Consider the following 15,691-nt stretch of genomic DNA (forward strand, 5'->3'; position numbering starts at 1 on the left):
TCAACCCTGGGGCCGACGCTTCATCACCAGGAACGTGACGACGCCCAGCATGAAAAGACCTGCTGCTGCGCCCATGGAAACCACGAACGCCGCCCCGTAGCCCTGGGTTTGGGCCAATTGCCCGGCCAGGTAGGAGCCAAGTGCGGTGCCCGCCACGATTCCGCTGGCGAGCGCCGTCATCACTGTCGCCATCCGGCCGGGAGGTGCCACCACACCACCGATGCTGAAGACGGTGACCATGACCGGTCCCACAGGAATGCCAAGGACCAGCAGCACCAGGACCATGGGCCAGATTCCGGCCGGGAGCAGCAACAGCAACGACAACACCGACATCGCCAGGGCGGCGGCTACCCAGCGCGCAGCCAAGCTGAACCGTTGCGGCCAGAAAGCGACAGACAACGCCGCAACCGCTGAGCTCATGCCCATGACCGCGTACAGAAGCCCGGCGATCTCGGCTGTCGCGTATTGCGCCGAGAACGCGCTCAAAGCGTTCTGGGTCGCGCCGAAAAAGGTGCCCATGCAGACCATGGCCAGGACCGGAACGGCAACCACGGCACCGGCCCAGCGGTTACGCCGCTGTGGAACTTGGTCTCCGCCGCTTTGCCCTGCGGCGGGTACGACGCCGGTACGCGCCTTTCGTGGGGCCGGCACCACAGCTTGTTGGCTGGGATGGACGGCAAAAGCAGGAACGAGGGTGATGGTCATGACAGCAGCCAGGGCAAGGGGCAGCCAAGGGGCTACGATGCTCGCCAGGACGCCCACCAAGGCGGGACCAAGGACGAAGGTGATTTCGTCCGCGGTGCCCTCGTAGGACAGGGCAGTATCAAGATCGGTTCGGTTGGCCGCGACGCACCTGCCCCCGCTGCCTGCCGCAGGCGAAAGATTCCGTGTGGTCAGCGCCATCCATCGGACCCTTGCCATGGGACCTACCTGGGGACAGCTCGCGCCAGCCAGGAACGCGGCGACAAGGACGGCGATCGCGTCAGCCGCCGATTCGTAGCCGGGAGTGAAGTAGGCCGCGGCAAGCAGTCCGGCAACGGCCAAGGTGTTGACGATGGCCGCAACGACAAGCACGATGCGTTGGCCAGCGCGGTCAGCCAGGGAGCCCAGGACCGGAGCACCCAGTGCAGAGCCGATGCCGACGGCTCCGGCTGCCATCCCGCCGATCGCGTACGAATGGCTGACGGCTGTCACCAAGGTCAAGGTACCCACGGTAAGCATGGCCAAGGGGAGCCGGGCGAAAAGACCCAAAGGCAGGAAGCCGGGTCCAGCCAGTTCGGGAAGCCGGGCGAAACGGCCTGGCAGGCGTGAGGGACGTGCTGGCGCCAATGACAAGGGCTCGGAGGCCACAGAAGATTTTTCCATTAATCCGGGTTCGCTAAAAGGTGCGCATCGTCCCTCCTCCCGATGCGCGCGACCCGGTGTAACGGGTTAAGTCTATCGGATATGGGTCATGTGGGAACTACCTCGGCGATCCGCACGCTGGAACCATGGCGCCCCTTGACCACCTGGAGCTGGCTGGTGATGCGCTGCTTCATCTCCGCAACGTGGCTGACCAGTCCGACGACCCGGCCGCCGTCGCGTAGTCCCTCCAAAGCGTCCATGACCTGCTCGAGCGCTTGCTCGTCGAGGCTGCCGAAGCCTTCGTCGACGAAGAGCGTTTCAATGTCCACTCCACCTGCCTCGTGGTGGACGACATCCGCGAGCCCCAACGCCAGGGACAGCGAGGCCATGAAGGATTCACCGCCCGAAAGCGTGGACGTGTCACGATGTTGGCCGGTCCATTCGTCGACTACTTCCAATCCAAGGCCGGACTTCGCGCCCCGCGCAGCCTTGGCATCGGTGTGCTGCAAGGTATAGCGGCCATCGCTCATGGCAACGAGCCTTTCGGAGGCGGCGGCGGCCACCTGCTCCAAACGAGCAGCAAGAACATAGGTGTTCAAGCTCATCCGGTAACTGTTGTCCCCGGCTCCCCGCACTGTTTCAGCCAGCCCGGCAAGCACCCGGGCCTTCCTGCGCGGTTCTTCAGCGGCCTGGGCAAGGGAACGGTATTCCGCCCGATAGCGGCGAATGGCCTCAACCGACTTGCCCGCGAGCCCTGCAGCCAGGGCAGCAGACCGTGCATCCTCTGCGGCCTTGGCAGCACGGAGCCGTGTTTCCGCGCGTTCGGATTCAGGCATGGGCAGTTCGCCGATGCTGGCTTCCTTGCCGGCCAGGACCAGTTCTTCGCTGGCAAACAGCTCGTCCAGCTTCGCTGTTTCGGCGTCGAAATCGGCGAGGTCCTGCTCAAGTCCAACGACGTCGGCAGGGGACAACAACTCACGACGGGCTTCTTCAGCGGAGGCAAACCCTGATTCGGGCAGCGCGCGTTCCAGAGCGGTTGCGGCCTCGCTCATGACACGCCGGGCACCCTCCAGCTCCTGATCCCCTTCGACAGCCTCCTGGAGGAGGGCACTTTCCCTGGACAGCGCTTCCAGACGTTCACGCAGGCTGGGGAAATCCCCCCTTAGACCTGCCAGCTCGGCTGTCAGGGCATCGTATTGCTCCTGAAGAAGCTGGACACTCGAGGCCGCCTGCGCTGCCGCGCCGACTGACGCGGAATGTTCTTCCTGCACTTGTGCCACTCGTTTGCTGAGGGTCTCATGCTCGCCCCGCAGCTCCGCCAGCAAGGTGGACGCCATCCGGGCTTCCAGCGCAGCAGCCTCAGCCGCCACAAGGCTGGCCTTAGCCTCGGCGAGGTCAAGTGAACCGCCTTGGGCCGCCAAACCGGCGACAACCTGGGCCGCAGCGGAAACGTGCCCGGCCAACTCTGCCAGGGCTTTCTCGCTGCCCTCAAAAAGCTGCCTGGCTTCTTCCTCGTCCTGGGCCAGAGACAGGGCCGAGCGCGCAGCTGCTGCAGGCTGCGGATGGTCCGCACTGCCGCAGACGGCGCACGGCTTCCCGTTCTCCAACGCCGCGGCAAGCTCCCCTGCGGCGTTGGCGAGGCGGAGCTCGCGGAGATCAAGCCAGCGCTGACGAAGATCCTGCGACGCTGACCGTGCTTGGAGGTGTTGGCCGTTGAGGGTGTCGAGTTCGTGGGCTGCGGTGGAATAGCGGGCTACGATGCCTACCAATTCGGCTGCTGACGCGGCATCCCGTTCCCGGTCTGCGAGGTGGGCAGCGAGAGGTTCCAGCGGCTCAATCCTTGACTCCAACGTCGAGGCTTCTTCGCGTAATTGAGCCAGCAAGAACGTTGCTTTCGCCGCCGCAGCCAGATGGGTTGTCTCTTCAGTCCCCTTGGCAGCGAGGCGTCCGGCGATTTCCTCCATGCGTTGCTCGTCCGGCAGCCGGGCCTGGAGTACCGCGTGCGACGCCTTCGCTTTATCCAGGGCCACTGTGGGATCTTCGGTCGCGACGCCCGCCGCAGCCAGTTTGCCGCGAGCCTTTGCCACCCGTTCAACAGCGGCATCGACCTTTCGGATCGCAGATCCAACAGCGTCGAGCTGGCCGCTGAGAACGGCAGCACGACGGTGCTTTGCCAGCGCTTCCCTGTTCTCAAGCGCCCGGGGTGCCGCCAATTCAGCCACGATCTTCCGCTGCAAGGCGGCAGCGAGGCGGGCATGCCGCAGTGACTTCTCCTCGCCTTCCTTGAATTCCTCGGCGTACCGGACGGATCGCGTTTCCGCTTCGGTGGCGGCGGCCTCCCGGCGTTTCCGTTCGGCCTCAACGTCTTCTTCGACAGCTTGGAGCCAAGCCTCAGGGTCCTCGTTGTCCGCCTGGGGTGTCTCTCCAGCGGTAAGGACAGGCCCGTCGTGGTCACCCGGTGCATCCTCCCCCGTGGCGCCGGAAACACCCAACTGTGCCTGTTCTGAGGCAATCCTGTCCAGCAGCATCTGGAGCCCCGATGCGTTCTCCCCAACCTCTTTGGCTGCTGCCGCCGCTTGCTGGGCGAGTTGCTGTTCGACGGCCTCGAACCGCTGAGTGCCGAAGAGTTTCTGGAGGAGGTCCAGGCGGTCGCCGGCCTTTGACCTCAAGAAGGCTGCAAAGTCCCCTTGGGGGAGCATCACTACACGGGTGAACTGGTCCCGGTCCATCCCCAGGACGTCGGAGAGCTCGGCACCTACCTCGTCATTCCTGGATGACTTTTCCTCCCACGTGCCCCCGATGCGTTCCCGGAGAAGTGTCTTGGCCTGCTGGGTTGTGTACCCCTTGCGGCCACGGGCGCTGGGTCGTTCCCATGCCGGAGAACGGCTTACCTCGAAACGCCTGCCGCGGGCTGTGAATTCGCAGACCACGCGCGGTTCGGCCCCCGGTGCCGCGTGGTCGCTGCGAAGCCGCTTACCTTCCTGGCGGGCGCCGGGCACAGATCCGTACAGGGCGAAACAGATGGCATCCAGGATGCTCGTCTTGCCGGCTCCTGTGGGGCCATTGAGCAGGAAGAGTCCTTGGGAGCTCAACTGGTCGAAGTCGATGTGTTGCGGGGTCGCAAAAGGACCGAACGCTTCGATGTCCAGGCGGTGGATTCTCACAGCTCCGCTTCCTCCAACCGAACGGCCTCAAGGGCTTCCCGCAGCGCAGTTTCTTCGGCCTCGCCTGCGGTACGGCCGCGGACATGGTCCAGGAAGCCGCAACATACTCCGAGGTCGTCCTCAGCCTCGGCAAGCCGGGTGCTGTAGCTGGTCTTGGACCGGGCTTCGGCGCCTTCGGGGTCGAATGCCAGGACCAGGGTGTCTGGAAAACGGCTGCGCAGCGTCTCCATGGCTTGGGCGGGCCGCTGGGCGTCCGTCAACGTGATGTGGCAGTACGCAGCTTCCGCCCACGCATGCTCCGCGGACCCCAGCAGGTCTTCGAGCTTTCCCCTCAACACGGCGAGTGTCCGGGGGGCCTCCCATAGGACTTCCTGGATGTCCGGCACGCCATCGGCACCGATCTCCACCAGCCAGGCGCCTTTGTGGTGCCTGGCCTCCGAGAACGAGTAGGCCAAGGGTGAACCGGAGTAACGGACGTGGGGTGCCAGCTCCTGGCGGCCATGGAGATGACCGAGCGCGGTATACGAAAAGTCCTCGAAGAGATCCAGCGGGACGGCGCCCAGGCCGCCGATACTCAGGTCCCGCTCACTCTCCGAGGTGATACCGCCGCTGGCGAAAGTATGGGCCAGCACCACCGGATGAACAGGCCCGGAAACGCGGCGTTGTGCAACGTCGTCCTTGATGCGCTCCACCGCAGCGAGCGTGACCTCGAAGTGGGTGGCGCTGGGGGCCTCCAACCGCTCAGCCACGAGCCGCGGTTCAAGGAACGGAATGCCGTAAATGGCCACTGTCGCAGGGTTTCCTTGGCCGTCCGGACCTGCAGGCAACATGACAGGTACGTCCAGGTCCTCGATCCGGGTCCGCAAATGCACTCCCCCACGTTCCAACAACCGTGAGGCGAAGCCCAGCCTGATCGCGGAGTCGTGGTTGCCGCTGGTCAGCACAACCTTGGCCCCCGCCTGGGTAATGCGCACCAAAGCCTCATCAAGCAGCTTGACGACATCCAATCCAGGCAGCGCGCGGTCATAGACGTCACCGGCAATCAGGACAACGTCAACGGACCTGGCTTCGACGAAAGACACCAGCTGGTCCACGAAGTTGCGCTGGGCTTCAAGCATGCCAACGCCGTGGAAAGACCGGCCAAGATGCCAATCGGAAGTATGGAGTAACCGCATATTCTCAAGTTATCCGGGAGCACCGACATTAAAGCGGAGGCGAGCCGACCGCCGTCGATCCTGTCCGGCCGCTAGCCTTTCTTGCCCTCGAAAAAGTCGCGTGCGTCATCGTCGGCGACGGGAGCAGCCGGAGCCGGACGGGCCGGTGTGCTGCCTTCATCCTCGCTGCCCTTCGCATCACGGGTCACTGCAACGTCCTCGGTGGGGTCGGCCTCAGCGTCGAAGGAATCGTTGACCCCGCCATCCGCCAGCACGGAGCTTGCCTCGGCACCCCGGTTGCCGGCAGAGAAACCCTGGAAGCCCCTGAATGCCAGACCTGCGAGCGCGGCACCCATCAAGGGAGCCACCCAGAAGAGCCACAAACCATCCAAGGCCCAGGACGGGCTGAAGAACGCCTGCCCCGTGGCGCGTGCAGGGTTGAACGGAAGGTTGCCCAGGACCTGTCCGAACTGGAGCAGGACCGCAGTGGCAAGGCCTACTGCGAAAGGTGCCACTGCAGGCAGTGCGCGGCGGCCCGAAGTAGCGCCAAGGAACACGGCGACCAGCAGTGCCGAACCGATAACCTCTACAAGCAGGACCCCGGCCATCTGGGTTTGTGCAGCGGCGTGTTCGCCATAACCGGCAGCCACAGAGCCGAAGGCTCCACGGGCGTCCGTCAGCACGGGAACTGTCAGCACCACGCAGTATGCAAGGGCGGCACCCACGACGCTGCCAATCACCTGGGCCACGATGTATGCGATCGCGGCCACGGCGCGGATGCGGCCCGCAATCAGATTGCCCAAGGTGATCACCGGGTTGAAGTGGCCGCCGGAAACGTATCCGAAAGCCAGCATCGCCACGGTAACCGTCAGGCCGGTTGCCAGTGCTGCAGGCAGCGGGGCACCGGAAGGGTTGGAGAAAATCGAGACACCGACCGCAACCAGCACGACGAACATGGAGCCCAAAGCTTCAGCCGACAGCCTGGCGATGAGTCCCGGCTGGGGATCGGAGGTGGCGTGCACAGGAGAGGTCATGAAGAAGTTGTCCTTACGGTTGGTGCGCAGGCCGGTATGGCCTGCCGCGGATCGCGCTGCACGGTGGCGTGCCCATGGTTCGCCGGAACGTCCGGAGTCCTTGAGCATTTTGCCAGCCGAATCTGGGCAGTTGCTGAATCCCGCCTCCGAGCTTATCCGCCCAGGGCTATCGCTGCGATGGCGGTGCCCCCAAGGCCCATCACCGCAAGCGTACTGACCAGGACCAACCGGGCCGATGCTGCGTGGCTGCCGACCTGGAGCTGGCGTGAGCGGACCCACACCACGGCGGCGAGCACTACCGTGGCCGCTGCGGCCATAAGAGCGCAAAGCCCCTGGTAGTCCAGCCCTGGCACGCCGGGGACGACGTTGCCGGCGGCAGGCTCCGATGTCAGCCAGCTTCGCCAGATGAAAAGGTCCACCACCACCAGCGAAATCAGTGTGCGTCGCCATGCCAAGGTGGTTCGTTCGGGTTGCAGGCCAGGATCCCGGGCTTCCACGCTCACGGTTCCGTCCTGTTCAATGCGACCATACTCAACGCGCCACGAGGATCAACACGGCGAAGGCGAAGGCAGCCACGGCCACCACGATGGTCATGACCAACATCACCCGGGAGAAAGGAAGGGCCCGGTCATTACGCATCGCGGCTTCCATCTGACCCCAGCGACGGTACGACAAGGCGGCCAGCCCGGCCCCGACGAGCGCCAACAGTACACACAGAACCAAGCGCACCGGTGTTGGCGCGATATTGGGGGCCAGTTGGTCAACCGCCACCGCACCCGCGAGCAACGCCAGGGATGTGCGGATCCATGCCAGGAAGGTACGTTCGTTGGCCAGCGAAAACCTGTAGTCAGGTGTCTTGCCCGTCCGTCGCCAAGCAGGTTCACGCACGTTGTCTCTCCAGGGTTTCATCGGTGCCGGCAGCTTCCCCACCATATCAGCGGGGGCCTGCGGGCACGGTAAGTTACTGGCATGAGTGTTGACGCTTCCTCCCCCGCCGTTCCGTCCTTCGAATCCCGGGTTTACGGGTCACTTTTGGGAGGGGCGCTGGGTGATTCCCTGGGCTACGAGGTGGAGTTCGATTCCCTTGCCGCCATTCGCGCACGGTTCGGGCCCGCCGGCCTGACCTCGTTTGCCCAGCTCGACGGCGGCAGCCACTTTTCGGACGACACCCAGATGACGCTGTATACGGTTGACGGGCTCGTAGAAGCCCTCGAATGGGCGAACGACGGTGTAGCTGCGGACGAGATCGCCTGTCTCTGGCTCGCCTACCTGCGTTGGCTTGCGACCCAGGATGTCGCCGTTTCGTCCTCCGCTCCAGCGCCGCAGCCCCGGTGGATTGACTCCCAGGACGTGCTGAAGCATCGCCGCGCGCCCGGCAACGCCTGCCTCAGCGGCTTGGCGACCGGCGACATGGGAACAGTAGCCCGGCCCGTCAACCCGGACTCCAAAGGATGCGGCACAGTGATGCGCTCAGCCCCGTTCGGGCTCATCCCCCACATCTCCCGTGAAGCGGTCTACAAGCTCAGCTCCGACGCCGCCTCGTTGACCCATGGACACCCCTCGGCACGGCTCAGTGCGGCCGCCTTCAGCCTGCTGATCCACAACATCGTGGCAGGCAGCGACATCCATACTGCCGCCGTCGACGCCCTTGAGTACGTCAGCGCCGTTCCCACCAAGGCACCCGAGCTCGGTGAAAGGCTTAACGCGGCCCTGCGACTGTCCGCGGAATCCACCACGCTCGGCCCGGAAGAACTGACCGCGGCACTCGGTGAGGGATGGGTGGCTGAGGAAGCACTCGCCGTCGGGCTGTACGCCGTCCTGTCCACGGGTGGCAGTGAACCGGCAGAACATTTCCGCAACGCAATCGCCGTCGCCATCAATCACAGCGGCGACAGTGACTCAACCGGGTCGATCGCGGGCAATATCCTCGGCGCATACTACGGCGAGAAGTGCCTTCCCGCGGATTGGCTGGAGGCTTTGGAAGCACCGGAGGTCATCCGCGGAATGGCCGACCGTCTCCTGGCCGTCACCACCGGCTGAAGGCCGGGGCTAGGTTCTGCGAAGCGTGATGTTGTTGCAGGCCTCGCACACGTCCTCCGGAATGAGGCCACGGCGCTGCAGGAAACCGAAGATTGCACACCCCAGGCAGAAACCGGCGAATGCCTCCAGCGAGGCCGCAACGATCAGCAGAGCAAGCAGAATCCATGCAGCCGGCTGGAAGCCAGTGAAGAACAGCACGACGGCGGCACTGGTCAAGGCGGCCCCGATGCCTTGGGCGAACCTCTTGGGAGGACCGGCAACCAGCTTGGCATGACCAATCCGCGGAGCCAGGACCTTGACGGACAACAGGGCCAACGGGGAAATCCGCGGACCAAAAAGCACGCGGAGCCAGAAACCTGCGGCGAGGGCAACCAACCCCCAGCCCCAGCCGGTCACCAAAGTCACGACAGCGAGCACCACAACAAGCCCAGCCGTAATCCGGGCGGCGTACTCGTTGACGGGATTGGGAAAGGCAAACACGGCACGCCAATCAATTCGGCCGGCAACGGAAGTGTCCGCTGCTTGGCGGGCCGGCGCTTGGGCAAAGCTTGGTTTGGTCATGACCCAAGGCTAGGAGCGCTGCCGGAGCGGCGGGAAGCAATGTTGCGCAGTGTGACCGTTTGGCGGTCAGGCTCCGCCCACCATCTGCAGGAACTCGCCCTCGGAGACTACCTCGATCTGTTGGCCCTTGGCGTGGAGTTCAAGGACCCGCTTTGCCTTGCCCGTGAGCCGGCCGGCGCGGAGGTCCCCGGCAACGAAACCGTCTCCGACAATGAGCACCGTGGTCCGAGCAGTCACACGGCTTTCGGGGCGGGCCCCCATGTCTGCGGCCCGGGACTTGGCTTCCGGCCGTGTAATGGCAAGATCACCGGTGAAAACCACTGTTTGGCCGAAAAGGGGGTGTCCCGGCTCGGCCGCGGGGTTGGGCAGCGGGTTGGGACCCTCCTCCGGCCATGCCGACCAGCCGCTTGGACCGCCCAGGGCCCCTTCCAGAGCACGTTCCAGGGAACTGCCGTTCTTGGCGGCCAACGCCGAGACTGTGGCTTTTGATAAGCCCAACGCGGGATCGAAAGCCGGTTGATGGGGCAGGTTCAGGCCCAGGGAAAGATAGAGTTCGGCGATACTGTTGGCATTGTTGCGCCGGGCAATGTCCACCAGGATGCCGGCGCACGCGCGGGCGTCCTCGGCTGCGTCGTGGTGGTTTACCAGGGGGACCCCGGCTTCCTCTGCCGCGTACGGCAGGGAATTGGACACCAGGGAATAGCATCGACGCGACAGCATGACGGTGCAGACGTAGTGGTAGGCGGGCCCGGGCAGCCCGGAGACCTCCAAGCCCGAGCGGATCACACCGAGGTCAAAGGCCGCGTTGTGGGCGGCAAGTACGTCCCCACCGATGAATGCCCCAATTTCGGGAAAGAGGTCCCCGAACCGTGGGCGCCCGGCGACGTCTTCAGCACGGATACCGTGGATCCGCGTGTTGTGGAACTCGAAATGATCGTGGTTCTCCGGAGGGCGCATCAGCCATGAGGCTTCTTCCACCACAACTCCGTTGCGGACCTTACTGAGTCCAACTGAACACGGGGAGCCCCTGAAGCCGTTGGCTGTTTCAAAGTCGATCGCCGTAAAGTCCAATGCCACTGGTCAAGATTACAGCGGGAAAAGTCCGCCCCCGCCGATTTGGGCGGCGGGGCGGCCATTGCATGGGTGATTGTGGTGACATGCAGCCGTTCCTGCCTACGGAAATTTCCGCGGACTGGCTTCAAGTAGGCTTAATGGGTGATCTTTTCTGCGATAAGCGATATGGCCGTATCCACTTTCGGGGGCGCGGGCCCAGTGCAGCCGGCCATGGCGTCGTTCCTGCCGGACTGGTTGAACCCCGACGTCTTCCTGCGCGATTCACCGCTGGGACCCTGGGTGGTTCTGCTGGTCTGCGCCATCGTCTTCGCCGAGACCGGGTTGCTGGTGGGCTTCTTCCTGCCCGGCGACTCCATGCTCTTCACAGCCGGGTTGCTGGTGTCCACAGGCGCCATTGAGTTCAACCTGTGGGGCATGTGTGGCCTGATCATCGTCGCGGCCATCCTGGGTAACCAGACCGGCTACCTCATCGGAGCGAAAGCCGGCCCCGCGATCTTCAACAAGCCCGATTCCAGGCTGTTCAAGAGGGAAAACGTCGAAAGCGCCCACGCATTCTTCGAGAAGCACGGCGGCAAGGCGTTGATCCTGGCCAGGTTCGTGCCGATTATCCGCACCTTCGTGCCGGTCATCGTGGGCGTGGCCCAGATGGACAAGCGCAAGTTCTTCCTCTTCAACGTCATTGGCGCCGTCCTGTGGGGTGGCGGAGTTACCCTGCTCGGTGCATGGCTTGGCCAGTTCGAGTGGGTCGGCAAGAACATCGACATTATCTTCATAGTCATCGTCCTGATCTCCGTGATTCCGATCCTGATCGAGGTGGGCCGCGGATTCGTCGCCAAACGCAAGGCGGCCGCCCAGGGTACCGATCCGGTGGAGGAATTCATCGACGAGCACGACGGCGGCAAGACCGGCGAGCTGTAAGGCCGCCCGGCGTTCCGCTCAAGCAAGCAAAAAACGAATGGCACCCCGCCGCGCGGGGTGCCATTCGTTTTCGTGTGTACAGGCTTACTTCAGTTGCGGCTCCGACAATGCGTCCACGATGGCAGGCAGCAATGCCCGGAACGCCTGGCCCCGGTGGCTGATGGCGTTCTTTTCCTCGGAGCTGAGTTCGGCGCAGCTGCGGTCCATTCCGGCGGGTTGCAGCACGGGGTCGTAACCGAATCCGCCCTGGCCCCGGGGTTCCCGCAGCAGCGTGCCCTCAAGCTGGCCGTACTCCACGGTTTCGTGGTCGATTCCCTCCGCGCCGGGTACCGCCAACGCAGCAGCGCAGACAAAGGCCGCACCACGGAAGGAATCGGGAACGTCCGAGAGCTGCGCCAACAACAGGTTCAGGTTGGCAATGTCATCGCCGTGCCGCCCGGACCAGCGTGCAGAGAAGATCCCGGGGGCGCCGCCCAGTACGTCCACTGCCAGGCCGGAATCATCGGCAATGGCCACCAGGCCGGTCGCTTCCGCCACCGCGCGGGCCTTCAACAGGGAGTTCTCCGCAAAGGTGACACCTGTTTCGGCGACGTCCGGGGCACCCGCCGCAGCGGCGTCCACCACCTGGGTGTCGACGTCGAGCCCTGGCACCTGGCCCCGAAGGAGTTCGCGCAGTTCCTTCAGTTTGCCCTTGTTGTGGGTGGCCAGCACCAGCCGGGGTCCGCCTGGCTCTACGGCGCTCACGGAGCCTCCGCCAGCGTTTCACGCTGGATGGCCGAGAGCTGCGTGGTGCCCAGCAGGGCGAGGTCCAGGAGGGCGTTGAGTTCGTCGCGATCGAAAGGTGCGCCCTCAGCGGTGCCCTGCACTTCAACGAATTTGCCGGAACCGGTCACCACCACATTCATGTCGGTCTCAGCGCGGACGTCTTCAACGTAGGGCAGGTCCAGCATGGGGACGCCGTCGATGATGCCGACAGAAACGGCCGCGATGGTGTCCACCAGGGGCTCGGCGTTGCGGGCAATGAGCTTGTTCTCCCGGGCGAAGCGGATGGCTTCCGCGAGGGCCACGTAGGCGCCGGTGATCGCAGCCGTACGGGTACCGCCGTCGGCCTGGAGGACGTCGCAGTCCAGGACGATGGTGTTCTCGCCCAGGGCCTTGGTGTCGATGATGGAGCGCAGCGAACGGCCAATGAGGCGCGAGATCTCGTGGGTGCGTCCACCAATCTTGCCCTTCACGGACTCGCGGTCGGATCGGGTGTTGGTGGCACGGGGAAGCATGGCGTACTCGGCCGTAACCCAGCCACGGCCTTCTCCTTTGAGCCAGCGCGGCACGCCCTCAGTGAGCGAAGCGGTGCACAGGACCCGGGTGTTGCCGAACTCGATCAGCGCCGATCCCTCGGCCTGCTTGGACCAGCCGCGGGTGATGCTGATGGGGCGCAGTTGGTCGGGGGTCCGGCCATCGGCGCGGATGACGGGTGTGGCTGTTGCTTCAGAAGTCATGGTCCAAGCTTAGCCAAGCCGACCAGGCCCCCGACGACGGCCCACCTAGATGGTGTAGTGAACCCCTGCGACAGCCACAGCCACGTCTCCGAATACCGGCTTGGCCTCCGAGAGTACTTTGGTCTGCGAGGTCCACACGGGAATGTGCGTCAACAGCAGCCGTTTGGCCCCTGCGTTGGCGGCGGCCTCGCCTGCCCGCTTGCCTGTGAGGTGGACATCCTTGATGTCGTCGTCGCGGCCCTCCTCGAAGGCCGCCTCACAGAGAAACAGATCCGAACCCTTGGCAGCGTCCTCGAGCCCCTGGCAGGAATCAGTGTCCCCGGAGTACGTCAGGACCTTGGTAACCGGAATGCCGTCCTTGCCCGGTTCCGTAGCGGTAACACGCAAGGCGTATGCCTCTTCAACCGGGTGGTTGACGGAATAGGGCGTGACCGTGAAGGGCCCCACAGTTACGGGCTTTTGTTCGGCCCAGTTGGTGAAGTCAAACTCCTCGTGCATCCCAGGGTCCAGGTCCAGCCCATAGGCTGTCGCCATCCGGTCCGCGGTAGCTGCAGGCCCCCACACCGGAAGCCTGTCACGACCCCAACCGCCTGGCTTCCAGCGGACGGCGACATGCAGGCCGCAAAGGTCCATGCAGTGGTCCGGGTGCAGGTGGGTCAGGAAAATCGCGTCAATATCCTCAAGGTCCGTGTAGCGCTGGATCGCGCCCAGGGCTCCACTGCCGAGGTCCATGACAATTTTCCACTCACGTTCGCCATCGTGAGCCGTCACCAGGTAACAGGACGCGGGCGAACCGGGGCCCGGGAAAGATCCGGTGCACCCCACGATCGTCAACTTCACAGGCCACGTCCCATGGCCGCACCCGAGCCGAAGGCAGCGTTGCCCTCTGGCTGGACGAAGTAGGAACGTCGCGACAACCCGGATCCCGATCGGGCAGCTTCCAGCATCTCGGGGGTAATCCGGGCCAGGCTCCCCGTGGGGTACTGGGCAGCCACATGGTCAACGTGCTTGACGGAAAGAACCTCGGGTCCCAGGAAGCGGCGGGCCAGGGTTTCGAAATGTGCCGCATCCCCGGTGGCGATGAACTCGTGGCTGGGCGCTGCAGGCTCCGTCCGTTGGATACCGTGGTTGGCCAACGCACGGTAGACATCCTTGGCCGTCTCTTCGGCGCTGGAAACGAGCGTCACGTCTTCGCCCATGACGAACGAGATGACCCCGGTCAGCAGGGGGTAGTGCGTGCACCCCAGGACAACGGTGTCCACGTCGGCGGCTTTGAGCGGCTGCAGATACTCGTTGGCAGCCGACAGAAGATCCGGGCCGGTGGTGATTCCGGCTTCCACGAATTCAACGAATGCCGGGCAGGCCGCGGACGTGATGGTCAGGTCCGGTGCAGCAGCGAACGTGTCCTCGTAGGCCCGGGAACCAACCGTAGCGGAGGTGCCAATAACGCCGATCCTGCCGGAGCGTGTGGCTGAGACGGCGCGGCGGACGGCCGGCTGGATGACCTCGATAACAGGAATACCGTAGCGGGCCGTGTAGCGTTCACGGGCATCCCGGAGCACGGCAGCCGACGCGGAATTGCACGCAATGGTGAGCAACTTGACCCCGGAGTCCACCAGCTCGTCCATGACGCCCAGGGCGTTGGCCCGCACTTCGGCTATCGGAAGCGGGCCGTAGGGGCCGTTGGCGGTGTCCCCCACATAGAGGATCGACTCATTGGGGAGCTGGTCAATGATGGACCGAGCTACCGTCAGCCCGCCAACTCCCGAGTCGAAAATACCGATCGGGCGCGCCCCCACGATTTCCCCGTCGCTGAGGTGGCCGCCACTGGCTGAAGCGCCGCTTGGTGAACTGCCCGATGCTGAAGTCATAATTATTCGAGAATAAGGCTTCCCATGGCGTCCGGCCATTACCTGTGGTCTCCGCCTCGTGTCTGATGTGTCACAAGGCGGCAGCACCAACCCACGGGGCGGATCAGGATTTCGCCTGCCTGGCGGAGATCATGGCCTGCACCAGGGACTCCTGGAGCCACGTCGTGAAGTTGTAGACCAACGCCAAGTAGCTCTCAACGTCCTCCGCCTGGCTCCAGTCCTGCATGCTGTGGATGTGCTCCGCGTCAGCCTCATCGCGGATGTCCAGGCGTTCGGACAGAACAAGCCGCACATCGTTCAGTGCCATGGACCAGCGGGTGGCATCTTCGAGGGTCAGGACCAGTTCGTCCTTGTCCAGTCCCATGGCGGTGGCCCGCAGGGCACCGACCTTGCTTTCCCGGACAGAACGTTCGGTGAGCTGCCGGAACTCCAGCGAGCCGTCGTCGTCGTCCTTCAGGACGTTGGGCAGGAGCCGCAGAAGGGCACGGTCACTCGGCTTCTTGACGTCCATATCCAAGCCGATCAAGGCCGCCAGCGGGTCCTCATTGTCCCGGGCATCGGAGTCCAGCATGGAGATGACGTCGTCCAACAATCCGCGCAGGAGGTCCCGCTCGGCCGGCTCCAGGTATCCGGTGATGCCCTTAAGTCCAAACTTGAATGCCTTAGCCACGCTGGCGGCCGCCCTTTCCGGGTGTCTCATTGCCGCTCGCGGCCTTTTCCACGGTGGCCCAGAGACCAAATCCGTGCATTGCTACGGCGTGCTGCTCAACTTGTTCCTTGCTGCCATGGGCAACAATGGACCGACCCTTCTTGTGGACCTCCATCATCAGTTTGTGCGCCTTGGACTCCGAATAGCCGAAGTAACTCTGGAACACATAGCTCACGTAGCTCATCAGGTTGACGGGATCATTCCAGATCACAAGGTTCCAAGGGATATCAGGGGCGGTCAGGACACCGGTGGACGACTGCTCCGCAGTTTCCGTCCGCTCATCGATGTCCGTGCCAAACGCAACGCTAGGGCTCATCTGTCCA

General features: G+C 64.2%; 16 protein-coding genes. 2 read left to right on the top strand and 14 right to left on the bottom strand.

From position 1 onward, the window contains the following. The 6 genes from LRQ04_RS17440 to LRQ04_RS17465 all read right to left on the bottom strand — a co-directional run bounded on the left by LRQ04_RS17440 (nucleotide 1) and on the right by LRQ04_RS17465 (nucleotide 7,584). Nucleotides 1–1,365: an MFS transporter gene (locus tag LRQ04_RS17440; protein WP_235521573.1), complete on the bottom strand. Its 1,365-nt coding sequence runs from the start codon at nucleotides 1,363–1,365 to the stop codon at nucleotides 1–3. 86 nt (nucleotides 1,366–1,451) lie between these two features. After that, nucleotides 1,452–4,508 carry an AAA family ATPase gene (locus LRQ04_RS17445; protein ID WP_235521574.1) on the bottom strand — a complete coding sequence of 1,019 codons (3,057 nt, stop codon included), beginning with the start codon at nucleotides 4,506–4,508 and terminating at the stop codon, nucleotides 1,452–1,454. Then, nucleotides 4,505–5,683 carry an exonuclease SbcCD subunit D gene (locus LRQ04_RS17450; protein WP_235521575.1) on the bottom strand — a complete coding sequence of 393 codons (1,179 nt, stop codon included), beginning with the start codon at nucleotides 5,681–5,683 and terminating at the stop codon, nucleotides 4,505–4,507. The genes LRQ04_RS17445 and LRQ04_RS17450 overlap by 4 nt, the downstream gene beginning before the upstream one ends. A gap of 71 nt (nucleotides 5,684–5,754) precedes the next feature. Further along, nucleotides 5,755–6,696 carry an MIP/aquaporin family protein gene (locus tag LRQ04_RS17455; RefSeq protein WP_374198976.1) on the bottom strand — a complete coding sequence of 314 codons (942 nt, stop codon included), beginning with the start codon at nucleotides 6,694–6,696 and terminating at the stop codon, nucleotides 5,755–5,757. Nucleotides 6,697–6,848: 152 nt separating this feature from the next. Continuing rightward, complete coding sequence (locus LRQ04_RS17460; protein WP_235521577.1) at nucleotides 6,849–7,199, bottom strand: DUF202 domain-containing protein; 351 nt, start codon at nucleotides 7,197–7,199, stop codon at nucleotides 6,849–6,851. A 28-nt stretch (nucleotides 7,200–7,227) separates the two neighbouring features. Continuing rightward, nucleotides 7,228–7,584, bottom strand: a complete 357-nt coding sequence (locus LRQ04_RS17465; protein ID WP_308194992.1) for a DUF202 domain-containing protein — start codon at nucleotides 7,582–7,584, stop codon at nucleotides 7,228–7,230. An 81-nt stretch (nucleotides 7,585–7,665) separates the two neighbouring features. Here LRQ04_RS17465 and LRQ04_RS17470 point away from each other — a divergent pair, with 81 nt between their 5' ends. Then, entirely contained in the window at nucleotides 7,666–8,736 is a 1,071-nt protein-coding gene (locus tag LRQ04_RS17470) for an ADP-ribosylglycohydrolase family protein (protein ID WP_235521579.1), read from the top strand. Between the two features lie 9 nt (nucleotides 8,737–8,745). Here the strand turns inward: LRQ04_RS17470 and LRQ04_RS17475 are convergent, their stop codons facing one another. Further along, nucleotides 8,746–9,297, bottom strand: a complete 552-nt coding sequence (locus LRQ04_RS17475) for a DUF4395 domain-containing protein (RefSeq protein ID WP_235521580.1) — start codon at nucleotides 9,295–9,297, stop codon at nucleotides 8,746–8,748. 66 nt (nucleotides 9,298–9,363) lie between these two features. Continuing rightward, the gene (locus LRQ04_RS17480; protein WP_235521581.1) at nucleotides 9,364–10,374 is read right to left on the bottom strand and encodes an exonuclease domain-containing protein; all 1,011 of its coding nucleotides are present in this window, start codon (nucleotides 10,372–10,374) and stop codon (nucleotides 9,364–9,366) included. 153 nt (nucleotides 10,375–10,527) lie between these two features. Here LRQ04_RS17480 and LRQ04_RS17485 point away from each other — a divergent pair, with 153 nt between their 5' ends. After that, nucleotides 10,528–11,289, top strand: a complete 762-nt coding sequence (locus LRQ04_RS17485; RefSeq protein WP_235521629.1) for a DedA family protein — start codon at nucleotides 10,528–10,530, stop codon at nucleotides 11,287–11,289. A gap of 84 nt (nucleotides 11,290–11,373) precedes the next feature. On the opposite strand, the gene rdgB is transcribed toward LRQ04_RS17485, so the two are convergent. From rdgB to clpS, 6 genes are all read right to left on the bottom strand, one after another. After that, nucleotides 11,374–12,033 carry an RdgB/HAM1 family non-canonical purine NTP pyrophosphatase gene (rdgB, locus tag LRQ04_RS17490; protein WP_235521582.1) on the bottom strand — a complete coding sequence of 220 codons (660 nt, stop codon included), beginning with the start codon at nucleotides 12,031–12,033 and terminating at the stop codon, nucleotides 11,374–11,376. After that, entirely contained in the window at nucleotides 12,030–12,788 is a 759-nt protein-coding gene (rph, locus tag LRQ04_RS17495; protein WP_011775233.1) for a ribonuclease PH, read from the bottom strand. Before rph ends, rdgB begins: the two co-directional genes overlap by 4 nt. Nucleotides 12,789–12,833: 45 nt before the next feature. Beyond that, on the bottom strand, nucleotides 12,834–13,628 hold the full coding sequence (locus tag LRQ04_RS17500; protein WP_235521583.1) for an MBL fold metallo-hydrolase: 795 nt from the start codon (nucleotides 13,626–13,628) through the stop codon (nucleotides 12,834–12,836). Next, the gene (gene murI / locus LRQ04_RS17505) at nucleotides 13,625–14,698 is read right to left on the bottom strand and encodes a glutamate racemase (RefSeq protein ID WP_374198974.1); all 1,074 of its coding nucleotides are present in this window, start codon (nucleotides 14,696–14,698) and stop codon (nucleotides 13,625–13,627) included. Before murI ends, LRQ04_RS17500 begins: the two co-directional genes overlap by 4 nt. A gap of 64 nt (nucleotides 14,699–14,762) precedes the next feature. Further along, complete coding sequence (locus LRQ04_RS17510; RefSeq protein WP_235521585.1) at nucleotides 14,763–15,329, bottom strand: DUF2017 domain-containing protein; 567 nt, start codon at nucleotides 15,327–15,329, stop codon at nucleotides 14,763–14,765. After that, a complete protein-coding gene (clpS, locus tag LRQ04_RS17515) occupies nucleotides 15,322–15,684 on the bottom strand; it encodes an ATP-dependent Clp protease adapter ClpS (protein ID WP_235521586.1) in 363 nt (120 codons plus the stop codon). Before clpS ends, LRQ04_RS17510 begins: the two co-directional genes overlap by 8 nt. Nucleotides 15,685–15,691: the final 7 nt, after the last annotated feature.

Origin of the sequence: Paenarthrobacter sp. AR 02, from assembly GCF_021538675.1 — a bacterium.
Lineage (GTDB): Bacteria > Actinomycetota > Actinomycetes > Actinomycetales > Micrococcaceae > Arthrobacter.